Annotated in this window: 21 protein-coding genes; 11 read left to right on the top strand and 10 right to left on the bottom strand. The window is 68.4% G+C overall.

The features are described 5' to 3' along the window. On the top strand, nucleotides 1-1,086 hold the full coding sequence (locus tag U4Z64_RS01875; protein WP_321819088.1) for a LysR family transcriptional regulator: 1,086 nt from the start codon (nucleotides 1-3) through the stop codon (nucleotides 1,084-1,086). 225 nt (nucleotides 1,087-1,311) lie between these two features. Here U4Z64_RS01875 and adhP read toward each other — a convergent pair whose 3' ends face one another. Beyond that, complete coding sequence (gene adhP / locus U4Z64_RS01870; RefSeq protein ID WP_124484734.1) at nucleotides 1,312-2,340, bottom strand: alcohol dehydrogenase AdhP; 1,029 nt, start codon at nucleotides 2,338-2,340, stop codon at nucleotides 1,312-1,314. Nucleotides 2,341-2,754: 414 nt separating this feature from the next. On the opposite strand from adhP, the gene U4Z64_RS01865 reads away from it, so the two are divergent. Continuing rightward, nucleotides 2,755-4,833, top strand: a complete 2,079-nt coding sequence (locus U4Z64_RS01865; protein ID WP_321819087.1) for a TonB-dependent receptor — start codon at nucleotides 2,755-2,757, stop codon at nucleotides 4,831-4,833. Nucleotides 4,834-5,304: 471 nt separating this feature from the next. After that, nucleotides 5,305-6,711, top strand: a complete 1,407-nt coding sequence (gene otsA, locus U4Z64_RS01860; protein WP_044844592.1) for an alpha,alpha-trehalose-phosphate synthase (UDP-forming) — start codon at nucleotides 5,305-5,307, stop codon at nucleotides 6,709-6,711. A 22-nt stretch (nucleotides 6,712-6,733) separates the two neighbouring features. On the opposite strand, the gene U4Z64_RS01855 is transcribed toward otsA, so the two are convergent. Continuing rightward, nucleotides 6,734-7,201 carry an OsmC family protein gene (locus tag U4Z64_RS01855; RefSeq protein ID WP_044844593.1) on the bottom strand — a complete coding sequence of 156 codons (468 nt, stop codon included), beginning with the start codon at nucleotides 7,199-7,201 and terminating at the stop codon, nucleotides 6,734-6,736. A 124-nt stretch (nucleotides 7,202-7,325) separates the two neighbouring features. Further along, nucleotides 7,326-9,293 carry an ATP-dependent zinc metalloprotease FtsH gene (gene ftsH / locus U4Z64_RS01850; protein WP_124484733.1) on the bottom strand — a complete coding sequence of 656 codons (1,968 nt, stop codon included), beginning with the start codon at nucleotides 9,291-9,293 and terminating at the stop codon, nucleotides 7,326-7,328. Between the two features lie 413 nt (nucleotides 9,294-9,706). Here ftsH and U4Z64_RS01845 point away from each other — a divergent pair, with 413 nt between their 5' ends. Beyond that, a complete protein-coding gene (locus U4Z64_RS01845) occupies nucleotides 9,707-11,371 on the top strand; it encodes an acid phosphatase (RefSeq protein ID WP_321819086.1) in 1,665 nt (554 codons plus the stop codon). A 130-nt stretch (nucleotides 11,372-11,501) separates the two neighbouring features. Here the strand turns inward: U4Z64_RS01845 and U4Z64_RS01840 are convergent, their stop codons facing one another. After that, nucleotides 11,502-12,998: an FAD-dependent oxidoreductase gene (locus U4Z64_RS01840; RefSeq protein WP_321819085.1), complete on the bottom strand. Its 1,497-nt coding sequence runs from the start codon at nucleotides 12,996-12,998 to the stop codon at nucleotides 11,502-11,504. Between the two features lie 302 nt (nucleotides 12,999-13,300). Then, nucleotides 13,301-13,510, bottom strand: coding sequence for a hypothetical protein (locus U4Z64_RS01835; protein WP_044844596.1), 210 nt, complete (start codon nucleotides 13,508-13,510; stop codon nucleotides 13,301-13,303). Between the two features lie 459 nt (nucleotides 13,511-13,969). Here U4Z64_RS01835 and U4Z64_RS01830 point away from each other — a divergent pair, with 459 nt between their 5' ends. The 5 genes from U4Z64_RS01830 (at nucleotide 13,970) to U4Z64_RS01810 (ending at nucleotide 17,907) form a co-directional block, all read left to right on the top strand. Further along, entirely contained in the window at nucleotides 13,970-14,386 is a 417-nt protein-coding gene (locus U4Z64_RS01830; protein WP_124570846.1) for a nuclear transport factor 2 family protein, read from the top strand. A 3-nt stretch (nucleotides 14,387-14,389) separates the two neighbouring features. Continuing rightward, a complete protein-coding gene (locus U4Z64_RS01825) occupies nucleotides 14,390-15,247 on the top strand; it encodes an SDR family NAD(P)-dependent oxidoreductase (RefSeq protein WP_321819084.1) in 858 nt (285 codons plus the stop codon). Nucleotides 15,248-15,287: 40 nt separating this feature from the next. Beyond that, a complete protein-coding gene (locus tag U4Z64_RS01820; RefSeq protein WP_321819083.1) occupies nucleotides 15,288-16,046 on the top strand; it encodes an SDR family oxidoreductase in 759 nt (252 codons plus the stop codon). A 40-nt stretch (nucleotides 16,047-16,086) separates the two neighbouring features. Continuing rightward, on the top strand, nucleotides 16,087-16,923 hold the full coding sequence (locus U4Z64_RS01815) for an SDR family NAD(P)-dependent oxidoreductase (protein WP_415750546.1): 837 nt from the start codon (nucleotides 16,087-16,089) through the stop codon (nucleotides 16,921-16,923). Between the two features lie 78 nt (nucleotides 16,924-17,001). Beyond that, the gene (locus U4Z64_RS01810) at nucleotides 17,002-17,907 is read left to right on the top strand and encodes an NAD-dependent epimerase/dehydratase family protein (RefSeq protein WP_321819082.1); all 906 of its coding nucleotides are present in this window, start codon (nucleotides 17,002-17,004) and stop codon (nucleotides 17,905-17,907) included. Nucleotides 17,908-18,046: 139 nt separating this feature from the next. Here the strand turns inward: U4Z64_RS01810 and U4Z64_RS01805 are convergent, their stop codons facing one another. From U4Z64_RS01805 to U4Z64_RS01785, 5 genes are all read right to left on the bottom strand, one after another. Continuing rightward, entirely contained in the window at nucleotides 18,047-19,912 is a 1,866-nt protein-coding gene (locus U4Z64_RS01805) for a phosphoenolpyruvate carboxykinase (GTP) (RefSeq protein ID WP_321819081.1), read from the bottom strand. Nucleotides 19,913-20,436: 524 nt separating this feature from the next. Continuing rightward, on the bottom strand, nucleotides 20,437-21,213 hold the full coding sequence (locus U4Z64_RS01800; protein WP_321819080.1) for a glucose 1-dehydrogenase: 777 nt from the start codon (nucleotides 21,211-21,213) through the stop codon (nucleotides 20,437-20,439). Between the two features lie 131 nt (nucleotides 21,214-21,344). Then, complete coding sequence (locus tag U4Z64_RS01795) at nucleotides 21,345-22,100, bottom strand: SDR family NAD(P)-dependent oxidoreductase (protein WP_321819079.1); 756 nt, start codon at nucleotides 22,098-22,100, stop codon at nucleotides 21,345-21,347. Nucleotides 22,101-22,109: 9 nt separating this feature from the next. Continuing rightward, nucleotides 22,110-22,976, bottom strand: a complete 867-nt coding sequence (locus U4Z64_RS01790) for an SDR family NAD(P)-dependent oxidoreductase (protein ID WP_321819078.1) — start codon at nucleotides 22,974-22,976, stop codon at nucleotides 22,110-22,112. Nucleotides 22,977-23,033: 57 nt separating this feature from the next. Further along, nucleotides 23,034-23,534, bottom strand: a complete 501-nt coding sequence (locus tag U4Z64_RS01785; protein WP_321819077.1) for a nuclear transport factor 2 family protein — start codon at nucleotides 23,532-23,534, stop codon at nucleotides 23,034-23,036. Nucleotides 23,535-23,753: 219 nt separating this feature from the next. On the opposite strand from U4Z64_RS01785, the gene U4Z64_RS01780 reads away from it, so the two are divergent. Continuing rightward, nucleotides 23,754-24,275 carry a nuclear transport factor 2 family protein gene (locus U4Z64_RS01780; protein WP_321819076.1) on the top strand — a complete coding sequence of 174 codons (522 nt, stop codon included), beginning with the start codon at nucleotides 23,754-23,756 and terminating at the stop codon, nucleotides 24,273-24,275. Nucleotides 24,276-24,326: 51 nt separating this feature from the next. Further along, complete coding sequence (locus tag U4Z64_RS01775) at nucleotides 24,327-25,043, top strand: EthD domain-containing protein (protein WP_321819075.1); 717 nt, start codon at nucleotides 24,327-24,329, stop codon at nucleotides 25,041-25,043. Nucleotides 25,044-25,056 lie beyond the last annotated feature (13 nt).

Genomic DNA, 25,056 nt, shown 5'->3' with positions numbered 1-25,056 from the left:
GTGTCTCCTGTCTATTTACTTGCCAACGATGGCAATTTCCCGCGCCTTCGCGGCGCCGCTCGACTCGTCGAACGAGCGTACGATCCGGACGGGATCCTGTTTGTCGAGATCGAAACCGTGTTCCTCCAGCACCCAAGTGTAGAGAACGCCCAACAACCAGAAAATGAGTTTATTTGCACCCCCACCATGCAAAAACACACACATACCGCGGTGAAATGGGATGACCTCCGGTATTTCCTCGCCGTCGCGAATTCGGGCTCGTATCTTGCCGCCGGCAAAGCACTGGGCGTCGACCGAACCACCGTCAGCCGGCGAGTGGACGTGCTGGAGAAATCGGTGGGATCACAACTCTTCGTGCTCGACGACGGCGGCTTCCAGTTGACAGCAGCCGGCCGCGCAGTCCTGTCGATCGCATCGCGCATGGAGGAGGAAGCGAGCCTGCTGGCCACGCTCCGCCAGCGGCCGCACGGCGGCGTCGAAGGCACGGTGCGGCTCGCCGTTTCCGCCTCGCTCGGCGATGCATTCATCGGCGACATCGTCGCGTTTCATCATCGCAATCCGTTCGTCAATCTCGACGTGAGCAACGTCGGCGATCCGCTTGCGGTCGTCGCGGAGCGCAGCGCCGATCTCGGCATCTGCGTATCGCACGAAGCCCCCGCAAGACTCGACAGCGTGGCACTCGGCGAAGTCGAGGTCGCGGTGTACGGGCCGGCGGACCGGCACGACGGCGAAATGACCGGCACCTGGATCGGCTGGGGCGGCGACATCCCGAAACCGTTCGCGGACTGGCTGCGCGAATACGCGCCGCACGACGCGCGCGTCAGCACCAAGGTCAATTCATGGGATGCATTGAAGCGTGCGGTCTTGTCCGGCGGCGGCGTCGCGCCGCTGTGGTGCATGCTCGCGGAGCGTGAACCGGGTCTCGCCCGCGTTTTTCCCGATGCGCAGAAGCATTACCTGACGCTCTGGCTCGTGTCGCACGAGAGTGCCAAGCGCAACGCAGCCCAGCAGGCGGTATGGCTCTTCCTGACCGAACAGCTTCGCCGGGCGTTGCGCGCCGACGATGAGCGCACGCAGCGCGAATGAAGGGGTGCACGCCGGCCGAATGCGGTCGTGCCTGAGGTCGACAAGATCGGATAGCCGCCGTCGCAAGCCGGCGCATACGCCCCGGCGCCCCGGTCATCCACGAACCGATCGCGCTGACCGACACTCACGTCCCCTCCCGCCACCCTTTCATCCCTCCGACAGACGCGGGTGAGCGTAGCGCTGCCGCGACGTCCATTGCGTCGCGGCAGCGCTCCCGAATGCACGTCAATGCATGTCGGTCAGCACGATGCGACCATCGACTTTCCCTTCGCGCAGCCGCGCGAATATGTCGTTGATGTTGCCGAGCCGGTCGCGATGGATATGCGCGCGCACCAGCCCGTCCGCCGCGAAATCGAGCGATTCCTGCAGGTCGCGCCGCGTGCCGACGATCGAGCCGCGCACCGTGATGCCGTTCAGCACCGTCGAGAAGATCGGCAGCGGGAAATCGCCGGGCGGCAAGCCGTTGAGCGCCACCGTGCCGCCGCGCCGCACCATCCCGAGCGCCTGCGCGAACGCGCTGCGCGACACGGCCGTCACCAGCACGCCATGCGCGCCGCCGATCTCCTTCTGGATCACCTTCGCCGGATCGTCGGCCGACGCATCGATCGTCAGCTCGGCGCCCAGTTCGCGCGCGAGTGCGAGTTTGGCGGGAGACACGTCGATCGCCGCGACGTGCAGGCCCATCGCGCGCGCGTACTGCACGGCCACGTGGCCGAGCCCGCCGATGCCCGAAATCGCGAGCCACTGGCCCGGGCGCGTGTCGGTGACGCGGATGCCCTTGTAGACGGTCACGCCCGCGCACAGGATCGGCGCGATCTCGTCGAACGCGACCTGCGCCGGCAGATGGCCGACGTAGTCGGGATCGGCCAGCACGTATTCCGCATAGCTGCCGTTGACCGAATAGCCGGTGTTCTGCTGCCCGTGGCAAAGGGTTTCCCAGCCGGTGTGGCAGTACTCGCAGTGACCGCATGCCGTGTAGAGCCAGGGCACGCCGACGCGGTCGCCCTCGCGCACGTGCGTGACGCCCGCCCCGACCGCCGCGACGACGCCCACGCCTTCGTGGCCGGGAATGAACGGCAGCGTCGGCTTCACGGGCCAGTCGCCGTCGGCTGCGTGCAGGTCGGTATGGCAGACGCCCGACGCCTTGATGTTGACGAGGATCTGGCCCGGGCCCGGCGTCGGGACCGGCACCTCCTCGATGCGCAACGGTTCGCCGAACGCGTGGACCACCGCCGCCTTCATGGTTTGAGTCATGCGTCGCTCCTGTCTGGTCGATGACCGGGCCAGTATCCGGGCTCGAAACCGGAACGACTTGATACGTATCAACGGAGCGGGAAACGCGCGCGACGGTGACGGATTCATCGCGAGACCTATTGCGTGGGCCACCGGTGCCGGAGGCGCGGGTTTGACGGCCGGACTCTGCTTTCGCCGCCGTTTCCGCAGCTTGTCGGAAACCCTGCGGCATGCCGCCGTTTCGCTTGGAATTCGAAATGATATAACATATCATTTCGCGATCTCGTCCACCTGAAGCTCGCTCATCCGGGTGGCCGGGCTACGCCGAGTCCAATCCAACCGGGTCACTGCGCGCCGCAAATGCAACAATATATCGTATCCAGCCTTGACCCGCATGGCTCGCTTTCCGCTCCGATACCAACCGATTCACCGACCATGCGCGACCTCCCTCGTCTACCGCTTCGCCCGCTCTCGCCCGTTTCGCTGATGCTGTTCGCCGCCGTCGCGCACGCGCAGGCCGAGACGCCCGCCCCGTCTTCGCCGCCACAGACCACACCGCTCGCGCCGATCTTCGTGACCGCGAACCCGCTCGGCGACACCGAGCTGATCGCGCCGACCGCGCAACTGTCCGGCGATGCGCTGACGCGCCGCCAGGCCGATTCGCTCGGCGAGACGCTCAACGGCCTGCCCGGCGTGTCGACCACCACCTACGGGCCGATGGTCGGCCGCCCGATCATTCGCGGGATGGACGGCGACCGGATCCGGCTGCTGCAGAACGGCGTCGCCGCCTACGACGCGTCGTCGCTGTCGTACGACCACGCGGTGCCGCAGGATCCGCTGTCGATCGAGCGCGTCGAGATCGTGCGCGGTCCGGCCGCGCTGCTGTACGGCGGCAACGCGGTCGGCGGCGTCGTCAACACGATCGACAACCGGATTCCGCGCGAAGCGATCGAAGGCGTGACGGGCGCGCTCGACGCGCGCTACGGCGGCGCGAACTCGGTGCGCGCGGGCGCGGCGCAGGTCGAAGGCGGCAACGGCCGCTTCGCGTTCCATGTCGACGCGTTCGACCGTGAAACGAGCAAGCTGCGGATTCCCGGCTACGCACGCAGCAGCCAGCAACGCGCGATCGACGATCCCGATACGCCGCAACCGTACGGCAACGTGCCGAACAGCGACGGCCGCGTGCATGGCGGCGCGCTCGGCGCGTCGTACACGTGGGCCGACGGTTTCGCGGGCCTGTCGTACAGCGGCTACGAGTCGAACTACGGCTCCGTCGCCGAGGACGACGTGCGCCTGCGGATGCGCCAGGAACGGCTCGCGTTCGCGTCCGAGATACGCAACCTGAGCGGCCCGTTCACGAAGCTGAAGTTCGACTTCGCGTACACCGACTATCGCCACAAGGAAGTCGACAACGGCGAAACCGCCACCACCTTCCGCAACCGCGGCTACGAAGCGCGCATCGAGACGCGGCATCGCAGGATCGGCCCGTTCGAAGGCGCGATCGGCGTGCAGTTCGGCCAGAACACGTTCTCGGCGCTCGGCGACGAAACGCTCGTGCCGTCGACGCGCACGAACAGCGTCGCGCTGTTCGGTCTCGAGGAATGGCGGGTCGTCCCGGCGCTGAAGCTGAGCGTCGGCGGGCGCTTCGAGCACGTGAAGGTCGATCCCGATCCGGCCGGCATCGAGAAGTTCGCAGGTGCGCAACCACGCGACTTCAATGCCGGCAGCGTCTCGGCCGGCGCGCTGTTCTCGCTGACGCCCGTGTGGTCGGTCGCGGCGAACGTCGCCTACACGGAGCGCGCGCCGACCTTCTACGAGCTGTACTCGAACGGCCCGCACGATGCGACCGGCCAGTTCCTGATCGGCAACCCGAACGCGTCGAAGGAAAAGGCCGTGTCGACCGACCTGTCGCTGCGCTACGCGAGCGGCCCGAACCGCGGCAGCGTCGGCGTGTTCTACAACCGATTCTCGAACTACCTGACCGAGTACAACACGGGCCGCGTCGTGAACGGCGACGGCGAGCCGGTCGCGCCCGGCGCCGGTGATACGCTCAACGAAGCAATCTATCGCGGCGTGCGCGCCGAGTTCTATGGCGTCGAACTCGACGGCAAATGGCGCGCGTTCGCGCAGCGCGGCCATACGGTCGACCTGGAACTGACCGCCGACTACACGCATGCGCGTAACGTCGACACCGGCCAGCCGCTGCCGCGCATCGCGCCACTGCGCGCGACGCTCGCGGCCGACTACGGCTACGGCCCGTTCGGCGCACGCGCGCAGGTCACGCACGCGTGGTCGCAGCATCGTGTGCCCGACAACGACTTTCCGACGGACGGCTACACGTCGCTCGGCGTGATGCTGACGTACAAGTTCCGTGTCGGCGCGACGCACTGGCTCGCGTACCTGCGCGGCGACAACCTGACGAACCAGGAGATCCGCTATGCGACCTCGGTCGTGCGCGGCTTCGCGCCGGAAGGCGGCCGCAGCGTGATGGCCGGCCTGCGCACGACGTTCTGATCGCGCGCCGGTGCGTTCGCGCCACGCGTCCCGCGCGTCGCCAACGCCCGCCATGATCGATCGGCGCAGCCAGCCTGCGTCGATCGAAACCGTCGCGAACGACCGCGCCGGCGTGACCGAACACGATCGAATCGGCCTCGCCTTCGCTCTCCCTTCTCCGGCCATCCACCTTCCGCTGCGCACACGGCCGCTGCGGGGCCGTGCAATTTCCGGTCCTGCCGGTCGAACGCGCGGAACGCCGCGCATCGCACTGCATCGCACCGACAGGCAGGATCATTGATCCCGGTCATGCACTTTTAAATCAGCCGAATGACGAGTATCCTAAAAAAAGCACTCCACGTTCGAACGGCGAATCGCGCGCCCTGATTCCCGTCCGTTCGTATCGCGGCCCCATCGCGCCACGCGTCGATGGCGGCGTCCGCCTCACGCCCTGGCCGCACGAACCTTCCCCAACCATTCGCAGGAGAGCTGGTGAGCCGACTCGTCGTCGTATCCAATCGTATTGCAGATCCCCGTAAAGCCGCGGCAGGCGGGCTTGCCGTGGCCGTGAAAGACAGCCTGCAGGAATCGGGCGGCGTCTGGTTCGGGTGGAGCGGCAGGCTGCGCGGCGACGGCGACCATCCCGCGCACGGCGAAGACGTGCAGATCCAGAACGTCGGCGGCATCCAGCTCGCGACGATCGATCTCGATCCGCAGGATTACGACGCGTACTACCTCGGCTACTCGAACAACGTGCTGTGGCCGGTGTTCCACTACCGCCTCGATCTCGCACAGTTCGACCGCCGCTTCGCGGACGGATACCGGCGCGTGAACCAGCTGTTCGCGCGCAAGCTGAGCACGCTGCTGCGCCCAGACGATATCGTCTGGGTCCACGACTATCAGCTGATTCCGCTCGCCGCCGAGCTGCGCGCGACGGGCTGCACGAACCCGATCGGTTTCTTCCTGCACATTCCGATGCCGCCGCCGCCGATCATGGCCGCGATCCCGGAGCACGAATGGCTGATGCGCTCGCTGTTCGCCTACGATCTCGTCGGCTTCCAGACCGAATCGGACCTGCTTCACTTCGAGCACTACGTCGAGGCGGAAGCCGGCGCCGCGCGGCTGCCGGACGGCCGCCTGCGCGCGTTCGGCCGCACGTTGTCGGCCGGTGCGTTCCCGATCGGCATCAACGTCGACGAGTTCACGGCGCTCGCGGAGAATCGCGACGGCATCGACATGTTCGAGCGAATGCGCGACGAGTATTCGCGCCGCCAGTTGCTCGTCGGCGTCGACCGGCTCGACTATACGAAGGGGCTGCCGCAGCGCGTGCACGCGTTCCGTCAGCTGCTCGAACAGTATCCGGAGAACCGCGACCGCGCGACGCTGATCCAGATCGCCGCGCCGAGCCGCGAGGATCTCGGCGCGTACGACGACCTGCGGCGCGAGATGGACAGCCTGTGCGGCGCGATCAACGGCGATTATGGCGAACTCGAGTGGATGCCGATGCGCTACATCCACCGCACGGTCGCGCGCAAGCGCTTGCCGGGCCTCTACCGCGCGAGCCGTGTCGCGCTCGTCACGCCGCTGCGCGACGGGATGAACCTGGTCGCGAAGGAGTTTCTCGCCGCGCAGGACGAGGCCGACCCGGGCGTGCTCGTGCTGTCGCGTTTCGCGGGCGCGGCCGAGCAGCTGAAGCCTGCGCTGCTCGTCAATCCGTACGACACGCAGGGCACCGCGCAGGCGATCCAGCGCGCGCTCACGATGCCGCTCGACGAACGCCGCCAGCGTCACGACGCGCTGATGGCGATCGTGCGCAAGACTGACGTGCACTGGTGGCGCACGCGCTTTCTCGAGGCGCTCGCCGAGGCCGCGGAAGTCGCCGCCGCGACCGTGTCCTGACGCGCCGGGTCCTGTCGCTCGCTTACACGCCGGTCGTCTCGCGGTCGAGCACCGCACCGTTCACGTCCTGCACCGCCACCGCGATCGGAATGCCTTCGCGCATGCTCTCGGTCACCACGCAATACGCATCGAACCGGTCGAGCATGCGCGTCGCCGCCGCGAGATCGGCCCATGCCTTGCCGACCGACAGCGTCACGGCCATCGCGCCGACGCGCACCCTGCCCGCATCGTTCTGCACCATGTCGACGTCGATATGCGCGGTGACGGGCTGCGGATCGACGCGCTGTTTCTCGAGCGCGAACAACAGGCTCGCCGCGAGGCAGCTCGCGACCGCCGCGGCCAGCAGCCGGACCGGGTTCGGGCCGCGGCCGGCACCGAGCGGCGGCGGCTCGTCGGTGAGCACCGGCGAAAGCTCGGTGCCGGCAAACGTGACTTCGAAACTGAAACGCGCATGCTGCGCGACATCCACCGATACGTGTGCCTCGCTCATGGCGACTCCGTGACTCGAAAAAGGGAAAGAGAACGCCGGCGCGACGCCGTGCCGGCAAGTGCGAATTGCAGCGAAGGCGCGGCGCGATCATGGCCGCCCGCCGTCTGCGTGAGCGGTCTGCGCTTCAGCGTTCGGGTTCGCGCGGCGGCCCGTATGCGACGAAATCGCGCTCGATCGCCGACGCTTGCTCCGGCGCGTTGGCGCTCGTGCATGGCCCGCGATCGGTCAGGGAAGATTCGGCGACCGGCGCCTCGCGCCCGTCGATCAGCGCCTGCAACGCGTCGCGTTCGAGCACCTCGCGCTCGAGCAGCCGTCGCGCGATCCGTTCGAGCGCATCGCGGCGTTCGCCGAGCGTTGCCGCGACGCGCGCATGCGCATCGGTCAACAGCGTATGCACCTCGTCGTCGATCATCCGTGCGGTGTGCTCGCTGCAGCGGCCCTCGCCCGCATGCCATGCGCCCGGGATGCCGGTGCGCGTTTCGCCGTCGTCGACGCTGACGAGCCCGATCTTCTCGCTCATCCCGTACTGCATGACCATGTGGCGCGCCATCGCGGTCGCGCGTTCGAGGTCGTTCTGCGCGCCCGTCGACACGTCGCCGAACACGAGTTCTTCCGCGACGCGCCCGCCGAGGAGCGCATCGATCCGATCGAGCAGCTCGCTGCGGCGCAGGACGTAGCGATCCTCCGTCGGCACCTGTTGCGTGTAGCCGAGCGCGGCCACGCCGCGCGGAATGATCGACACCTTCTTCACCGGATCGCAATGCGCGCGGCTTTCCGCGACGAGCGCATGGCCGGCCTCGTGATAGGCGATCGTCAGCTTCTCCTGCGCGTTCATCACACGGCTCTTGCGCTCGAGGCCCGTCAGCGCGCGGTCGATCGCCTCGTCGAAGTCGTCCATCCCGATCGCCGGCTTGCCGAGTTCCGCCGCATGCAGCGCGGCCTCGTTGACGACGTTCGCGAGATCGGCGCCGACGAAGCCCGGCGTGCGCGACGCGAGTTCGCCGAGATCGACCTCGGCCGCGAGCTTCACGCGCTTCACGTGCACGCCGAGAATCTGGCGGCGGCCGTTCACGTCGGGCCGATCGATCGCGATGTGACGGTCGAAGCGGCCCGGGCGCAGCAGCGCGGGATCGAGAATCTCCGGCCGGTTGGTCGCGGCCATGATGATCACGCCGGAGCCGGCCTGGAAGCCGTCCATCTCGACGAGCAGCTGGTTGAGCGTCTGCTCGCGCTCGTCGTTGCCCGACATCGGGCCGACGCCGCGCACCTTGCCGAGCGCGTCGAGCTCGTCGACGAACACGATGCACGGCGCCTTCTGCTGCGCCTGCTCGAACAGGTCGCGCACGCGCGCCGCGCCGACGCCGACGAACATCTCGACGAACGCCGAGCCGCTGATCGAGAAGAACGGCACGGCCGCCTCGCCGGCCACCGCGCGCGCGAGCAGCGTCTTGCCGGTGCCGGGCGCGCCGACGACGAGCACACCCTTCGGGATCTTGCCGCCGAGCCGCTGGTAGCGATCGGGGTTGCGCAGGAACGCGACGAGCTGCTGCAGCTCGGCCTTCGCCTCGTCGATGCCCGCGATGTCGTCGAACGTGATGCCGGTTTCCTGCTGCACGTACACGCGTGCGCGGCTCTTGCCCATCCCGGTGAAATCCTGCAGCCCGCCACGCTTGCGCAGCATCAGGTTCCAGATGAACACGAACGCGACGAGCGGCACCAGCCACGACGCGAGCGACGCGATCCAGCCGGTGTCGGACGCGCCGTGAAACCGGATGCCGGCGGCGGTCAGCGTGTCGATCAGCTGCGGGTCGGTCACGCGGTTGGTGCTGAAGCGCGGCGGCGTGCCGTCCGACTTCACGGCCGCGACTTCGGACGCCGGCAGCAGCGTGCCGGCCTGCGGCATCGTCAGCGTGCCCGTGATCGTCGCCGGTCCGATCTCGAGATCGTCGACGAGCCGCGCGGCGACGAGCCGGTGGAAGTCGCTGTACGCGATCATCGTCGACGCCGGACGCAGCATCAGCAACTGCGCGGCGAACAGCACGAAGAAGCCCGCCGCGATCAGCAATCCTGCGTAATCGAATTTCCTGTCCATGGCATCGGGCCGGCCGCGCGCGTCGACGCGCGCGCTTACGCGTGCACGCGCGCCCGGTCGGCGCGCGGCATCGCCGGCCACGCGCAAACGGAATGGATCCGCGCCATCGTCGCCTCGTTTCGTCGCATGAATGACACCGCGACGGCGCCGCCGGGCGCCGTTCGCGCGGGCAGCGCGCCGCAACGCGCCGCCCGTGATTCAAGTCTAGTTCGCGCGCGGACGTCGCGCATTGTCCGACAAACGCCTTTCATCGACGCCGGCGGCCGCGTTATAGTCGCGTTCGTGACATTTTAGTGACAGCCGGCGTCCCACCCAGGCGCGACGCCGGCCGTTGCGTCCCGCCGCGCGTCGCGGCAGGCTATGCGACGCTGCCGCGCATCGAACGACAACCGCCCATCCGAGGAGCACACGACGTGAACGACACCCCCGATCGCCCCGACGACCTTCCCGTCGATCCCGACCGCCGCCGCATGCTCGGCGGCCTCGCCGCGCTCGGCGCGGGCGTCGCGCTCGGCGGCTGCGAGACCACGCCGGGCAGCGCGCCGCGCTCGGCCGCCGACCTGCGGCTCGACGACGCGCTGCGCCGGCAGGTGCGCCACATCGTCGTGATCTATGCGGAGAACCGCAGCTTCGCGAACCTGTACGGCGATTTCCCGGGCGTGCAGTATCCGCTGAGCGAGGTGAAGCCCGAGCACGCGCGGCAGCTCGATCGCGACGGCAAGACGCCGCTGCCGGTGCTGCCGAAGATCTGGGGCGGGCTCGTGCCGCAGGCACAGGAAGTCGGCGGCCAGCGCTACGCGATCGCCGAGCGCGACATCGACAAGCTGCCGAACGCCCCGTTCCGGATCGCCGACGCACAGGGCAAGCCGCTGCCGAACGGCGTGATCACGCGCGACCTGTGGCACCGCTTCTACCAGAACCAGATGCAGATCGCCGCGGGCCGCAACGACCAGTTCGCCGCGTGGGCCGATTCCGGCGGCCTCGTGATGGGCCATTACCGCAATTCCGCCGACACGCTGCGGCTGTGGAACCTCGCACGGCAATACACGCTGTGCGACAACTTCTTCATGGCGGCCTTCGGCGGTTCGTGGCTGAACCACATGTTCCTGATTTCCGCGCAGCCGCCGATGTATCCGGATGCGCACAAGCATCCGCACGCGGCGAAGCTGCTGTCGAAGGTCGATGGCGACGATCCGGCCGGCACGCGGCTGACGCTCGCCGCCGATTCGCCCGCGTCCGCGCTCGACGGCCCGCCGAAATTCGCGGTCGACGGCCCGCTGACGCCCGATGGCTACGGTGTCAACACGATGGCGCCGCCTTACCAGCCGAGCTACGTGCCGCCGGCCGATCCGGGCAACGCCGCGTATGCGGATCCGGCCGACCGTCGCGTGATCCCGCCGCAAGGCCATGCGACGATCGGCGACCGACTGTCGGAGAAAAACGTCGACTGGGCGTGGTACAGCGGCGCGTGGCAGTACGCGCTCGAGCACCGCGACACCGGCACGGTGCCGGATTTCCAGTACCACCATCAGCCGTTCAACTACTTCGTGAACTACGCGCCGGGCAGCGACGCGCGCCGCAAGCACCTGCGCGATGCGGGCCTCGGCGACGAGCCGTCGACCAATCATTTCATCGCCGACATCGACGCGGGCCGCCTGCCGGCCGTCGCGTTCTACAAGCCGCAGGGCAACCTGAACATGCACGCGGGTTATGCGGACGTCGAATCCGGCGACCGCCACATTGCGCACGTGATCGAACGCATCCGGCGCGGCCCGCAGTGGGCGAACACGGTGATCGTGATGACGCACGACGAGAACGGCGGCTGGTGGGATCACGTCGCGCCGCCGGTCGGCGATCGCTGGGGCCCCGGCTCGCGGATTCCGGCGCTCGTGATCTCGCCGTTCGCGAAGAAGGGTTACGTCGACCACACGATGTACGACACGAACTCGATCCTGCGCTTCATCAGCCGCGTGCACGGACTCGCGCCGCTCGACGGCGTCGCCGCGCGCGACAAGGCGTTCGCGTCGCGCGGCGCGACGCCGCCGGGCGATCTGACGAACGCGCTCGATCTCGGCTGACGAACGACTGACGCCTCGCTGAAACGACGACGCCCCGGTGCAACGCGGTTGCCCGGGGCGTCGTGTTTTGCCGTGTGCGTTCTGCGTTCTGCGTTCTGCGTTCCGCGATCCGTGCTCCGCGCAGGCGACGCTACGCGACGCCGTGCAACGCGTCGCTCGCCGCACTTGCGGCATGACGACCTGCCTGCCGGCCGAAGAACGTCGCATCGGCCAGCGATAGCCCCGAGCTGTACCCGGCGCCCCAGCGCGGCAGCCCGCAGGTCGTGCGGCCGGCCGCATAGAGGCCCGCCACCGGCGTGCGCGCCGCGTCGAGCACCTGCCCGGTCGGCAGCGTATCGAGGCCGCCCAGCGTGAAATGCGGATAGAACGCGTAATCGATCCGGCAATCGAGCGCGACGAACGGCGGCTCGATCAGCGGCTTGAGCCACTTCTTCGCCTTGTGGAACAGCGGATCGACGCCTTCGGCCGCGTGACGGTTGTAGACGTCGACGGTCGCCGTCAGCGTGCCGGCCGGCATCTGCAGGTCGCGCTCGACTTCGTCCCATGTCTCGCCGGCCGCCGCGATGCCGATCCGCGCAATGTCCGGCGGCTCCTGGTAGGTCGCCTGGTCGACCAGCAGGTAGATCCGGTCGTCGGCCTGGTGGAACGCGTGGTGGCCCGTGCGGCCGTGATAGCCGTCCTCGTTGATGAAACGCTGCCCGCGCGCGTTCACGAAGATCCCGCGGATCAGCGATTCGGGCGCGTAGAACGGCAGGCTGACGAAACCCTGATCCATGTGGATCGCGGCGCCGCCGGCGCTCTGGCCGAGCAGGATGCCCGAGCCGTCGTCGCCGGGGCTGCCGATCGGTTCGGCCGAGCGCAGGAACTGCGGCGCATGCCGGCGCACCATGTCGCGGTTCATCGCGAAGCCGCCCGCGCACAGGATCACCGCGCGACGCGCCCGCATGAACGCCGTCTCGCCGTACGCGCGCAGCACGACGCCGCGCACCGCGCCGGCATCGTCGACGATCAGCGCCTGTGCGCGCGTGTCGTAGCGCGTCGACACGCCGAGCGCCTGGACGCGCTCGGCCAGCACGCGCATCAGCATCTGCCCGCCGCCCCAGCCCGGCCATTGCGGCGTGTGGCCGCGCGGACACGGCTTCGCGCTCTCGCTGAACGGCCAGGCCTCCTCGCTGCCCGACCAGATCAGGCAGTCGTCGGTTTCCGGCTCGACGATCCTCTCGGCAATGAACGTGTTCTTGTACGTGATGCCCTGCGCGACCAGCCAGTCGTGATGCGCGAGGCTCTCGTTCGCATAGAGGCGCACCTTCGCCTCGTCGGCGTCGCGGCCGCCCGCGAGCATCAGGTAGCGGTACAGGTCCTCGGTGTCGTCGCTGAAGCCGGCCTGCCGCTGCGCGGGCGTGCCGCCGCTGCCGCCGAGGTAGATTTCGCCGCCGGACAGCGCGCTCGTGCCGCCGTAGCTCGACGCGCGCTCGACGATCAGCGTGTCGGCGCCGGCGCTCGCGGCTTCGATCGCCGCGCACGCGCCGGCCGCGCCGAAGCCGACGATCACGACGTCGTGTTCGGCGTCCCAGCGATGGACGTCGCGGACGTTCAGGGGGCGAGTGAGGGAGTATTCGGATGACATGGAGGCAAGGGTCTGCGTGAAGGGATTCGGTGAAAGGCGGTGGTCCGGGCGCTGCGCGGCCGGCCCGGCAGGCCGGCGCGTCGTCGATGCGAGCGATCGCAGGCACGCGAACGCCGCGTCGTCGACGGGGAAATCGAGCGGCAGCGGCGAGCCAAGCCGGGGGCATGCACACGCCGGACGAACTGCCGCGAGCGCGCCGCGCCGCGACACTGCGCTGCGCGAACGCCGTCCACCCGGTCGCCGTCGCATCGTGACGGCGTCAACGTGACATCGAGTCGGCGCGGCGCGCGGCCGCGCCGTCGTCACATGCCGCGCAGTGCGGCGAAACCGAAGCGCGAAGGATCGATCGGCACGCAACCGGTCGGCAGGCCGTTCGCATCGAGCGAGCGGCATTGCAGGATGCCGGCCGCATACGGCGGCGCCGGGACCTGATCAGCGCCATATCGCGCGATCACCATCGCCGCGAACGCACCCATCGCCAATACGCACAGCTTGCGAGTCGTCAGTCTCATGATCGTGTCCCCTCCGGTTGGCCGCTATCGCGGTTCGTGTCCGGCGCACTGGCCTCAGGCAAACAGGCAACCGCACCGGATGACTGCACGGTAGCCAGCGCCGGCCCGCCGGCCATCGTCCATTTCGACTAGGGGCAAACGCGAAGCGGCGCTGACGCGACGTGCGGCGCCGCAGCATCGCCGAGCGGTGGCAGCGGCGCCACGATCGGAAAACCGCGTACCGCAGCCCGTCGTGACGGGGCGCGCGATCTTCGGGCACGCGCCGCGCGTTCGCCGCCGCATCGCACCATCGGACGATGCACGGCTGTCGCGCCGGTGTTTTCCCTGATCGTGCCCCTGCTCCGTATGGATGATGAGGATCGCGCGGCCGGATGCGAACCTGCGGGTCGACGTCGCAATGCCGTCGCGTCCGCGCTTGCGGCGCGGCCGAGTCTTTCCGTTCATTCACGGGAGTACCGCATGACCGATTCGAATCCCCGCCACGCGCTGTACGAACTCGCGTGCCGTTACGCGCAGGCCGTCGACCGGCGCGACTGGCCGCGCCTCGCCACCCTCTTCACCGCCGACGCCCAGCTCGACGGCCCCGGTTTCCGTTTCGACGACCGCGATGCGATCGTCGCCGGCATGCGCGTGATCGAGCGCTACGAAACCACCCAGCATCACGTGCACAACCAGCTCGCCACGCTCGACGGCGGTGAGGCCGACGTCGAGACCTACTGCCTCGCGTGCCACGTGTACGTGCGCGACGGCGTGAAGCGCAAGCTCGACTGGGGGCTGCGCTATCGCGACCGCTGCGTGTTCGACGGCGGCACGTGGCGCTTCGCCGCGCGCACGCTGCACGTCGACTGGTCGCAAGACTTGCCGCTGGAGGGCTGAACGATGCGCGCATCCCTTCCCCTCGCCGGCCGCACCGCGCTCGTCACGGGCGGCGCCGGCGGCATCGGCGCGGCCTGTGCGCACGCGCTTGCCGCCGATGGCGCGGCCGTCGTGCTGATGGGCCGCCGCCGCGATGCACTCGAACGCACGCAGCGGCACCTGACCGACACGCTGCCCGGCAGCCGCGTCGCGATCCATGCCGGCGACGCCTGCGACGACGGCGACCTGCAGGCGGCGCTGGATACCGCGTGGGCGCTCGACGACCGGCTCGACATCGTCGTGCCGACCGTCGGCGGCGCCGGGTTCCGGCCGCTGCTGATGCACGACGCCGACAGCTTCCGCGCGGAAATCGAGCTGAACCTGAACAGCGCGTTCGCCGCGATCCGCCACGCCGCGCCGCGGCTCGCCGACAGCGGCGGCGGCACGATCGTCTGCATCTCGTCGACGGCCGCGCAGATCAATTTCCGCTGGCTGACCGCGTACTGCACCGCGAAGGCCGCGCTCGAAGCGCTGGTGCGCGGGGCCGCCGAGGAACTGGCCGGCGCGAGGATCCGCGTGAACGCGGTGCGGCCGGGCCTCACGCGCTCGGAGGCCACCGCGCCGATGTTCGACAACCGGGCGCTCGTCGACAGCTTCCTCGACCAGATTCCGCTCGGCTCACTCGGCGAGCCGGAAGCGATCGCGCACGCGGTGCGCTATCTCGCCGGCCCCGAGTCGGGCTGGGTCACCGGCCAGAGCTTCGCGGTCGACGGCGGCCACGAGCTGCGCGCCAACCCTCGCGTCGACGCCACCATCGCGCAGATCTACGGCTCGGCCGCGCTCGACGCGGTCAAGGCCGGCCGTGCGCCGGGCGCCGCATGAGCGCCCGCCTTCTTTCAACGTCACAGGAAATCGACCGGACATGAATCGAGTCGCAAACAAGGTCGCGCTGATCACCGGCGCGGCGAGCGGCGTCGGCCGCGCGGATGCGCTGCTGCTCGCCGCCGAAGGCGCGCGCGTGGTGCTCACCGACATCGACGAGGATGCGGGCCGCGCACTCGCGCGCGAGATCGGCGACACCGCGCTGTTCGTCCATCAGGACATCGCCGATGAAGACGGCTGGCGGCACGCGATCGCGTCGACGCTCGAGCGCTTCGGCCGCCTCGACGTGCTCGTCAACAACGCGGCGATCTGCCCGGTCGGCTCGATCGAGGACACGAGCCTCGATACCTGGCGACGCGTGCTGCGTGTCAACGCGGACGGCTACTTTCTCGGCTGCAAGTACGCGATCGGCGCGATGAAGCACAACGACACGCCGGGCTCGATCGTGATGATGTCGTCGGTCGCCGCGCTCGGCGGCCTGCCGATGATGTGCGCGTACACCGGCTCGAAAGGCGCGGTGACGGCGCTCGCGCGCAGCGTCGCCGTCCACTGCAAGCGCAGCGGCTACCGGATCCGCTGCAACTCGATCCATCCGGACGGCATCTGGACGCCGATGACGCAGGCGCTGATGCCCGGCCTCGATCCGGCCGATCTCGGCATCGGCAACGATCCGATGGCACGCATGTGCGATCCGCAGGACGTCGCGAATCTCGTGCTGTTCCTCGCATCCGACGAATCGCGCTTCGTGAACGGCGCGGAGCTGCGGATCGACAACGCGCAACTGGTTGCGTCGCTGTGATGCGGCGCGTGGCTTTTCCGTTCGAAGGAGTAGCGTTCCGATGATTTCCTTTTCCGGCAAGACCGTGCTGGTCACCGGCGGCGGCGCGGGCATCGGCCGCGCGTGCGCGCAAGCGTTCGGCGCGGCGGGCGCGCGGGTCGTGGTGGCCGAGGTCGATCCCGCCCGCGCGCAGGACGTGCGTCAGGCACTCGAAGCCGCGGGCGTCGACGCGCTGGTCGGCACCGTGGACGTCACACGCCGCGACGAGGTCAACGCGTTCGCGCGGACGATCGACGCCCGCTACGGCGGGCTCGACGTGCTCGTCAACAACGTCGGCGATTTCCTGCAGATCGCGAAACCGTTCGACGACCATACCGACGACGACATCGCGCGGCTGTTCGACGTGAACCTGCGCCAGGTGTTCGTCGTCACGCGCGCGATGCTGCCGTTGCTGCGCAAGCGCGGCGCGGGCAGCAGCATCGTCGGCGTGTCGTCAATCGAGGGCTTTCGCGCGATTCCGAACTGCACCGTGTACGCGTCGTTCAAGGCCGCGCTGACCGGCTTCACGAAAAGCCTCGCGCTCGAACTCGGGCCGGCCGGCATCCGCGTGAACCAGATCGCGCCGGAGACCACCGAGACGCCGCAGGTGCCGGTCAGCGCGATGGTCGCGGCCGAACATCGCGAGCACATCCCGCGCTGGATTCCGCTCGGGCGCTTCGGTGTGGCCGGCGACATCGCGGGCGCCGCGCTGTTCCTCGCGAGCCCGCTCGCCGCATGGGTCACCGGCACGACGCTGCACGTCGACGGCGGCGCACTCGCGGCGGCCGGCTGGTATCGCGATCCGAACGGATTCTGGACCAACATGCCGGTCGTCACCGGCAACGGCTTCAATTTCTGAGCGACGTTCCGCACGGATTCGTCCGTTCAATCGTCGGTTCAATTCAAGCGGCGCAGCGGCGCCGCCACCGGAGACACCATGAAAATCCTGATCATCGGCGGTACCGGCCTCATCGGCGGCCACGCCGCATTGCATCTGCGCGCGCAAGGCAACGACGTGACGCTCGCCGCGCGCAAGCCGCCCGCGCCGGGCAGCGCGCTCGCGCAATTCGACGTGCTGCTGCGCGACTACGTCGCCGGCAACTTCACGCGCGACGATCTCGCGCCGTTCGACGCGGTCGTGTTCGCGGCCGGCAACGACATTCGCCACCTGCCGCCCGGCACCGACGAAGCCGCGCACTGGGAACGCGCGAACGTCGACGCGGTGCCGCGCTTCTTCGCGCTCGCGCGCGACGCGGGCGTGAAGCGCGCGGTGCTGGTCGGCAGCTTCTATCCGCAGGTCGCGCCGGCGCTCGTCGACACGGTGCCGTACGTGCGCTCGCGCCATCTCGCCGACGAACGCGTGCGCGCGCTCGCGTCGCCATCGTTCGCGGCGTGCAGCGTGAATGCGCCGTTCGTGGTCGGCTCGGTGCCGGGGCTGCGCAACGAGATGTTCGCCGCGTACACGGGCTACGCGCAGGGCAAACTCGCGGGGCTGCCGGTGTACGGGCCGGCCGGCGGCAGCAACTTCATCTCGACGCAATCGCTGTCGGAAGCGATCTGGGGCGTGCTGCAGCGCGGCGAATCCGGCAAGGCGTATCTCGTCGGCGACGAGAACCTGAGCTTCGCCGACTACTTCGCGGCGTTCTTTCGCGCGGCCGGCAATCCGCAGTCGGTGCCGTCGCTCGACCAGGAGCATCCGCTGCTGCCGGACATCGCGATCTATACGGGGCGCGGCAACGTCGTGGCGTACGAGCCGGACCCGGCCGATATCGCGCTGCTGCGCTACCGGCGCGGCGACGTGCAGCGCGCGGTGAACGAAGTGGTCGCGCAGTGCGGCGCGTAAGCGCACGGCCGGCGTTGCACGCGCAACGCTGAAACGAAGCAGAAACGAAAACGTCCCGCCACCGGCGATGCATGCCGGCGGCAGGACGTTCGTGCCACAACGTCGTTACGTCGTTACTGCGTGACTTCGACTCGCATCGTCAGCCGCCGATACGCTGTTCGATGTTCTTCATCGTCTCGGTCAACTCCGCCGGCAGACGCAGCTTCAGCGTGTCGAACAGCGCCGCATGCAGCTTCAGTTCCTCGCGCCATTCGGCTGCGTTCATCGACGTTACCGCCTCGAACTGCTCGCGCGTGAAGTCGAGCCCGTTCCAGTGCAGGTCGTCATACGCCGGCGACACGCCGAACGCATGTTCGCCGCCGCCGCCGTTGCCTTCGAGGCGATCGAGCATCCACTTCAGCACGCGCATGTTCTCGCCGAAGCCCGGCCACACGAACTTGCCGTTCGCGTCCTTGCGAAACCAGTTCACGCAGTAGATCTTCGGCAGTTTCGCGCCCGCGCCTTCGAGCTGCTTGCCGAGCTTCAGCCAGTGCGCGAAATAATCGCTCATGTTGTAGCCGCAGAACGGCAGCATCGCGAACGGGTCGCGGCGCACCACACCCTGCTGGCCGGCCGCGGCGGCGGTCGTCTCGGAGCCCATCGTCGCGGCCATGTACACGCCTTCGACCCAGTCGCGCGCCTCGGTCACGAGCGGCACGGTCGTCGAACGACGGCCGCCGAAGATGAACGCGTCGATCGGCACGCCGGCCGGGTTCTCCCAGTCCGCGTCGATCGACGGGCATTGCGACGCCGGCGCCGTGAAGCGCGAGTTCGGATGCGCGGCCTTGCGGCCCGTTTCCTTGCCGATCTCCGGCGTCCACGGGTTGCCTTGCCAGTCGGTCAGCTTCGCGGGCGGCGTGTCGGTCAGGCCTTCCCACCACACGTCGCCGTCTTCCGTCAGCGCGACGTTCGTGAAGATCACGTTCTCCTTCAGCGTCGAGATCGCATTCGGGTTGGTCTTCACGCCGGTGCCCGGCGCGACGCCGAAGAAGCCGGCTTCCGGGTTGATCGCATACAGGCGCCCGTCGCGGCCGGGCTTCAGCCACGCGATGTCGTCGCCGATCGTCGTGACCTTCCAGCCGTCGAAGCCCTGCGGCGGGATCAGCATCGCGAAGTTGGTCTTGCCGCACGCGGACGGGAACGCGGCCGCGACGTGATACTTCTTGCCGGCCGGCGACGTCACGCCGAGGATCAGCATGTGTTCGGCGAGCCAGCCCTGGTCGCGGCCCATCGTCGACGCGATGCGCAGCGCGAAGCACTTCTTGCCGAGCAGCGCGTTGCCGCCGTAGCCGGAGCCGAAGCTCCAGATTTCACGCGTGTCGGGGAAATGCACGATGTACTTGACCGGGTTGCACGGCCACGGCACGTCCTGCTGGCCCGCTTCGAGCGGATGGCCGACGCTGTGCACGCACGGCACGAATTCGCCGTCCTCGCCGAGCACGTCATACACCTCGCGGCCCATGCGCGTCATGATCCGCATGTTCACGGCCACGTACGGGCTGTCGGACAGCTCGACGCCGACGTGCGCGATCGGTGAACCGAGCGGGCCCATCGAGAACGGCACGACGTACAGCGTGCGGCCGCGCATCGAGCCGCGGAACAGGCCGTTCAGCGTCTCGCGCATTTCTTCCGGCGCGATCCAGTTGTTGGTCGGGCCGACGTCGTCAGGCGACTCAGTGCAGATGAAGGTGCGGTCCTCGACGCGCGCGACGTCGGACGGATCGGACTGCGCGAGATACGAGTTCGGGCGCTTCGCCGGGTTCAGGCGCGTGAGCGTGCCCTGGTCGACCATCGCCTGGCACAGCGCGTCGTTCTCTTCCTGCGAGCCGTCGCACCAGACGACACGCTCGGGCTCCGTCAGCGCCGCGATCCGCGATACCCAGTCGATCAGCTTGCGAGGTTTGACGTATGCCGGGGGAGCGATCAGCGGGCCGTGCGTCGCTTCGGCCAAAGAGTTTTGCGACATGGGAATGTCTCCAGATTATTGGGCGGGGATGGGGGATGCGGGGCGAGCCCGCGAGATGGGGAATGCGGTCGGAGCGCAGGTTGAAGCGACGCGCAAGGCGGGACGCGCGAGCGGAGCGCGTGTCGATGCCGCGATGCGGGCGAGAGAATGTGATGTCTCGTATGAGTGTGCGAACGCGAGTTTCGCCATGCAAGCAACCTGCCGTACAACTCCATATCGGCCAGCATACCATCGCCGTTATTGGGGTGGCGTTGCGTTGCAACAAGAAACAACTGTGTCGACGCGCCGGCACGCCGCTTGCGGGGAAGTCCTTTTTTCTGCGCCGCCTTGTGCGCTTTGGGGACGAAACGGCTGGAACGTCCGTCCGGCAAGGGTTTCGCAAAAGCGCAAAATCGGCGCGACGCGTTCGCATGCGATGCACCCGAACCGTCGCCGTCCGAATTCGCGTTTTCGCTACTCAGGCAAACCCTGAATTAGGTTGCGTACACAAACATCCGTCGCGCACGCGTTGTGTACGCTACCGCTCAAAACGGCGCGCCGGGCAATCCGGGGTAATACGCGCCCGCCGCCATCCCGCCGTCGACCGACAGTTCGGCGCCGTTGCAGTACGACGCTTCGTCGCTCGCGAGAAACAGCGTCGCGCGCGCGATTTCTTCAGGCAAACCGACGCGCTGCAGCGGCACGTGCGTGTAGTGCTTGTTGACTTCGTCGAGCGGCGCGCCGGTCGGATTCGACATCGCGGTGTTCACGCCGCCGGGATGGATCGAATTCACGCGCACGCCCTGGTGGCCGAGTTCGAGCGCCGCCACCTTCGTCAGCCCGCGCACGCCCCATTTGCTCGAGACGTAGGCGGCCAGCGCGTTCACTCCGCGCAGCCCGTCGACCGACGAAATATTGACGATCGACCCGCGCTTTTGCGCGGTCATGCGCGGCGCGATCGTATGGATGCCGACGAACGTGCCGACCAGATTGATCGACACCGCACGCTCGAAATCGCGCTTCGACAACTCGGTGATCGCGCCGAACATCAGCACCGCCGCGTTGTTGACGAGCACGTCGATACGGCCGAACTGCTCGACGGTCGCGTCGGCCACGCGTTGCCAGTTCGCTTCGTCGGCCACGTCGAGCCGCATGAAGCGCGCGGCGTCGCCGAGCTCGCGCGCGAGCGCCTCGCCTTCCGCGTCGAGCACGTCGGCGATCACGACGCGCGCGCCCTCTTCGACGAACAGCCTGCACGTCGCCGCGCCCATTCCGCGCGCGCCGCCCGTGACGATCGCTACCTTTCCTTCCAGTCGACTCATGTCGTTCTCTCTTCGATGCGTTTCGATTTCAGTTCCGGTTCCGGTTCCGTTTGCTGGCCGCCACGCCCGGCTGCGCGCCGGTGCGCGGCCGATCACGAGCTGACGACGACGCGGCGATGCCGCGCCAGCCGTCAGCCCCAGTACGCCTGCCCGCCGTCGAGCGGCAGCGTCGCGCCCGTCAGGTAGGCCGCATTGCGGCTCGCGAGAAACACGATCGCGCGCCCGATGTCCTGCTCGCAGTCGCCGACGCGGCCGAGCGGGATCGTGCGGAAGAACGCGGCGGCCTCGTCCGGGTTCGCGTCGACCCAGCCCTTCAGCCCCGGCGACAGCGCATGCGGCGCGACCGCATTCACGCGGATGCCGTCGGCGCCCCATTCACATGCCGCCGCACGCGTGAGCGCGCGAATCGCTTCCTTGGTTGCCGCATAGGCGCCGTAACCCGACGTGTCCCAGCGCACCGCGGCCGACGATGCGAAATTGACGATCACGCCATCGCCCTTCAGATGCGGATGACACGCGCGCATCATCCGCAGCGTGGCGATCGGCCCCGATTCGAGGCCCGCGAGAAAATCCGCGTCGGTCACGTCGAGCAGGCGGCCGAGCGGCACGACCTGCGCGTTGTTGATCAGGATCTGCACGCCGCGAAAACGCTCGACCACAGCATCGACGCACTGCGCGATCTGCGCGGCGTCCATCACGTCACACACGAACGGCTCCGCGACCCCGCCGCGTGCGCGAATCGCATCGCACGTCGCGACCAGCTTGTCGCGTGTGCGGCCGACCACGGCGACCTGTGCGCCTTCGGCCGCGAGCGCGTGCGCGACACCTTGCCCGACGCCCTGCCCCGCGCCCGTCACGAGCGCGACCTTGCCCTTGAGGATGCCCATGCGCGCTCCTTAAGCGACGATTGCCGGATGCGCCTGCACAGGGCCACCGAGCAGTTCGCGATACGACGGCGGCTGCTTGCCGTCGAGATCGGCAATGCCGTATTGCAGCGCGGCTTCCGCGCCGACCAGCACCTGCCCCGACAGCGCCATGCGCTGCGGATCGGCGTGGATCGCGTGAATCACGCGGCCGGTGAACTCCGGGCTTTCTGCGACGAGCGAGAATTCCTTGTAGAGGTCCGGATGCTCGTCCCACACGCGCGTCGTGCGCTCGGTGCGCAGCGGCCCCATCCAGATCGACACGGCCGCGACGTCGAACGGCTTCAGGTCGACCGCCATGTCCTTCGCGAACTTGTCGACACCGGATTTCTGCGCGCCGTACGCGGCGCCGTGCATGTAGCAGCTCGCGCCGAACGACGACGTGAACGCGATCAGCCCGCTGCGGCGCTTCGCCATCAGCGGCGCGGCATGCCAGCTCGCGACATAGGCCGAACGCAGCCCGACGTCGAGGATGTTCACGAGGTCGAGCGACTTCTCCCAGAACGGGCCCGGCAGGATCAGCTGGTCGTGCAGGTACGTCGCGTTGTTGACGAGGATGTCGAGCCGCCCGCTTTCCCGTTCGACACGCTCGAACAGCGCCTTCACCTGCGCGTCGTCCGCGTGGTCGCACGCGACCGCGATCCCGCGGCCGCCGAGCGCGTCGATCTCGCGCGCGGTCTCGTGGATCGTGCCGGGCAGCGGCGCATCGCCTTCGTTCTGCGAGCGGCCCGTCACGTAGACGGTCATGCCGGCCGCACCGAGCGCGCGCGCGATGCCCTTGCCCGCGCCGCGCGACGCGCCCGTCACGACCGCGACCGGCGTCTCGTGGTTCTGTGTCATGTTCGATGTCTCCTGGGGGAATGTTCTCGACCGGCGCGGGGAGCGCGCGTCGTTTCGTTATGCGGCAGGCGGCTGCGCGCCGGCGAACAGCACGCCCGGCGCATCGCCATCGTAGCGGGCCGACAGCGTCGACGTGACGACGCAGCGCGTGGCCGCGATCTTCCATTCGCCGTCGACCTTCCGGTATTCGTCGTCGTAGGTCGCGCCCAGCTGCGTGAGCGTGCGCGCATCGGTGTCGAGCATCTGGTAATGCAGCCCCCACGTGCCGCGCGCATGCGTGTCGTCGAACACGGTGATGTGCGGATTCACGCCGTGGTGCATCTCGACGATGTGCGGGTGGCAGCCGAGCCGCTCGAACACGTCGACGAGCGCGTCGCGATGCTCGAACGTGCCGATCCGGCCATAGTCGATGTGCACGGTGCCGGGCGCGAAGCAGTCGCGCATCCCTTGCGGATCCTTCCGGTCGCAGCACGTGAAATAGCGGGCCTTCAGCTGGCGGATAGCGTCGGCGTCCTCGAGCCTGCGCACGCGCACTTCCATTCGTTCGATCGGGGTCATGCCGTCTCCTTGGTCTCGTGTGCGCGGATCGAAGCCGCGTCGACGCCACGTTACAGCCGCACGAATGGCCGGCCATCACCTGTTTGGATGAAACCGAGGGTTCGTATCGACGGCGGTGAATGCGGCGGTCGCGGCCGTCGCGGCGTTCGTCCGAACAGACGATGTGACGCAGGCGGCTTCGTTCCTACCATCGGACGACACCACCACGGAGACACGGCGATGGACGAGACGACCCGCACGCTCTACGAGTACGAGCAGATCCGCCAGCTGAAGTACCGGTATTTCCGCGCGATCGACACGCACGACTGGGCGTTGCTAGAACAATGCGTGACCGAGGATTGCGAGGTGCGGCTGCAAGGCGGCCGCTATGCGTACGACGGCCGCGACGCGTTCGTGTCGAGCCTGCGCGCGCTGATCGGCAAGCCGACCTTCCTGACGATGCATCACGGCCATCACCCCGAGCTCACGCTGGTGTCCGCCGATCACGCGTGCGGCGTGTGGTTTCTCGAGGATCACGCGATCAATCTCGAGGAAAACTACCTGATGCACGGCGCCGCGTTCTACGACGACCAGTACGTGAAGCGCGACGGCGCGTGGCGCATTCACGCGACACGCCACGAGCGCCTGTTCGAAACCGTCACGTCGCCGATTCCGCCGTCGTTCACGCTGACCGCGAACCGCTTCGCGCCGCACGCGCACGACGCAACGCGCCCGGCCGATTCGGCCGTCAACGCTTCCTGAAACCCGGCGGCAGCGCCGCCGATCCCGTCATTCCCCCCTGGAGCCGGAGCAATGGAGAAAGTCATTTACGTGTTGTGGCGCGACGCGCAGGCCACGCCCGAGCCGTGGAGCCGCAGCGTGCGCGCGCAACTCGCCGACAGGTTGCTGTCGCTCGGCGCGCACGGCGTGCAGGTGAACGTCGCCGACGCCGATGTCGCGCCGGCCGCCGGCCTGAAGCAGACCAACACGCATCCGGGCATCGACGGGATCGTCGCGGTGTGGATCGACAGCGCGAACCCGATGTTCCGCCAGCCGTTCGACGACGCGGTGCGCGCGGTCGTCCCGCACATGGCCGCGTATCTCGTCACTGAATCGCAGCCGATTCCGAACACGCGCTTTCCCGCGCGGCCCGGCGAGCGCACCAGCGGCTTCTCGCAGCTCGCGTTCCTGAAGCGCCCGCCGCGCCTCACGCACGAAGCGTGGCTCGATGTGTGGCACGGCCATCACACGCGCGTCGCGATCGATACTCAGGATAACTTCCTGTATGTGCAGAACGTGGTCGTGCGCGCGCTCACGCATGCGGCGCCCGGCTACGACGCGATCGTCGAGGAGTGCTTCCCGGCCGCGGCGATGACCGATCCATACGCGTTCTTCGATGCGGTCGGTGACGAGGAGAAATTCCAGCGCAACGTGGCGGAGATGATGGACAGCTGCGGGCGCTTCATCGATTTCGACAAGATCGACGTAGTGCCGACGAGCCAGTACGTCGTGAAGGCGGTGCGCGGATAAAACGCGGATAAAA

The organism is Burkholderia sp. BCC1996, assembly GCF_905339955.1.
Classification (GTDB): Bacteria; Pseudomonadota; Gammaproteobacteria; order Burkholderiales; family Burkholderiaceae; genus Burkholderia.
The sequence above is the reverse complement of the archived record's forward strand: the minus strand, read 5'-3'. Positions and strand labels throughout refer to the sequence as shown.

Excerpts from the sequence above, each read along its gene's own strand:
- adhP (WP_124484734.1), bottom strand. The coding sequence starts at position 2,340 with ATGACTCAAACCATGAAGGCGGCGGTGGTCCACGCGTTCGGCGAACCG.
- U4Z64_RS01865 (WP_321819087.1), top strand. The coding sequence starts at position 2,755 with ATGCGCGACCTCCCTCGTCTACCGCTTCGCCCGCTCTCGCCCGTTTCG.
- U4Z64_RS01855 (WP_044844593.1), bottom strand. The coding sequence starts at position 7,201 with ATGAGCGAGGCACACGTATCGGTGGATGTCGCGCAGCATGCGCGTTTC.
- ftsH (WP_124484733.1), bottom strand. The coding sequence starts at position 9,293 with ATGGACAGGAAATTCGATTACGCAGGATTGCTGATCGCGGCGGGCTTC.
- U4Z64_RS01840 (WP_321819085.1), bottom strand. The coding sequence starts at position 12,998 with ATGTCATCCGAATACTCCCTCACTCGCCCCCTGAACGTCCGCGACGTC.
- U4Z64_RS01835 (WP_044844596.1), bottom strand. The coding sequence starts at position 13,510 with ATGAGACTGACGACTCGCAAGCTGTGCGTATTGGCGATGGGTGCGTTC.
- U4Z64_RS01830 (WP_124570846.1), top strand. The coding sequence starts at position 13,970 with ATGACCGATTCGAATCCCCGCCACGCGCTGTACGAACTCGCGTGCCGT.
- U4Z64_RS01825 (WP_321819084.1), top strand. The coding sequence starts at position 14,390 with ATGCGCGCATCCCTTCCCCTCGCCGGCCGCACCGCGCTCGTCACGGGC.
- U4Z64_RS01820 (WP_321819083.1), top strand. The coding sequence starts at position 15,288 with ATGAATCGAGTCGCAAACAAGGTCGCGCTGATCACCGGCGCGGCGAGC.
- U4Z64_RS01815 (WP_415750546.1), top strand. The coding sequence starts at position 16,087 with ATGATTTCCTTTTCCGGCAAGACCGTGCTGGTCACCGGCGGCGGCGCG.
- U4Z64_RS01810 (WP_321819082.1), top strand. The coding sequence starts at position 17,002 with ATGAAAATCCTGATCATCGGCGGTACCGGCCTCATCGGCGGCCACGCC.
- U4Z64_RS01805 (WP_321819081.1), bottom strand. The coding sequence starts at position 19,912 with ATGTCGCAAAACTCTTTGGCCGAAGCGACGCACGGCCCGCTGATCGCT.
- U4Z64_RS01800 (WP_321819080.1), bottom strand. The coding sequence starts at position 21,213 with ATGAGTCGACTGGAAGGAAAGGTAGCGATCGTCACGGGCGGCGCGCGC.
- U4Z64_RS01795 (WP_321819079.1), bottom strand. The coding sequence starts at position 22,100 with ATGGGCATCCTCAAGGGCAAGGTCGCGCTCGTGACGGGCGCGGGGCAG.
- U4Z64_RS01790 (WP_321819078.1), bottom strand. The coding sequence starts at position 22,976 with ATGACACAGAACCACGAGACGCCGGTCGCGGTCGTGACGGGCGCGTCG.
- U4Z64_RS01785 (WP_321819077.1), bottom strand. The coding sequence starts at position 23,534 with ATGACCCCGATCGAACGAATGGAAGTGCGCGTGCGCAGGCTCGAGGAC.
- U4Z64_RS01780 (WP_321819076.1), top strand. The coding sequence starts at position 23,754 with ATGGACGAGACGACCCGCACGCTCTACGAGTACGAGCAGATCCGCCAG.
- U4Z64_RS01775 (WP_321819075.1), top strand. The coding sequence starts at position 24,327 with ATGGAGAAAGTCATTTACGTGTTGTGGCGCGACGCGCAGGCCACGCCC.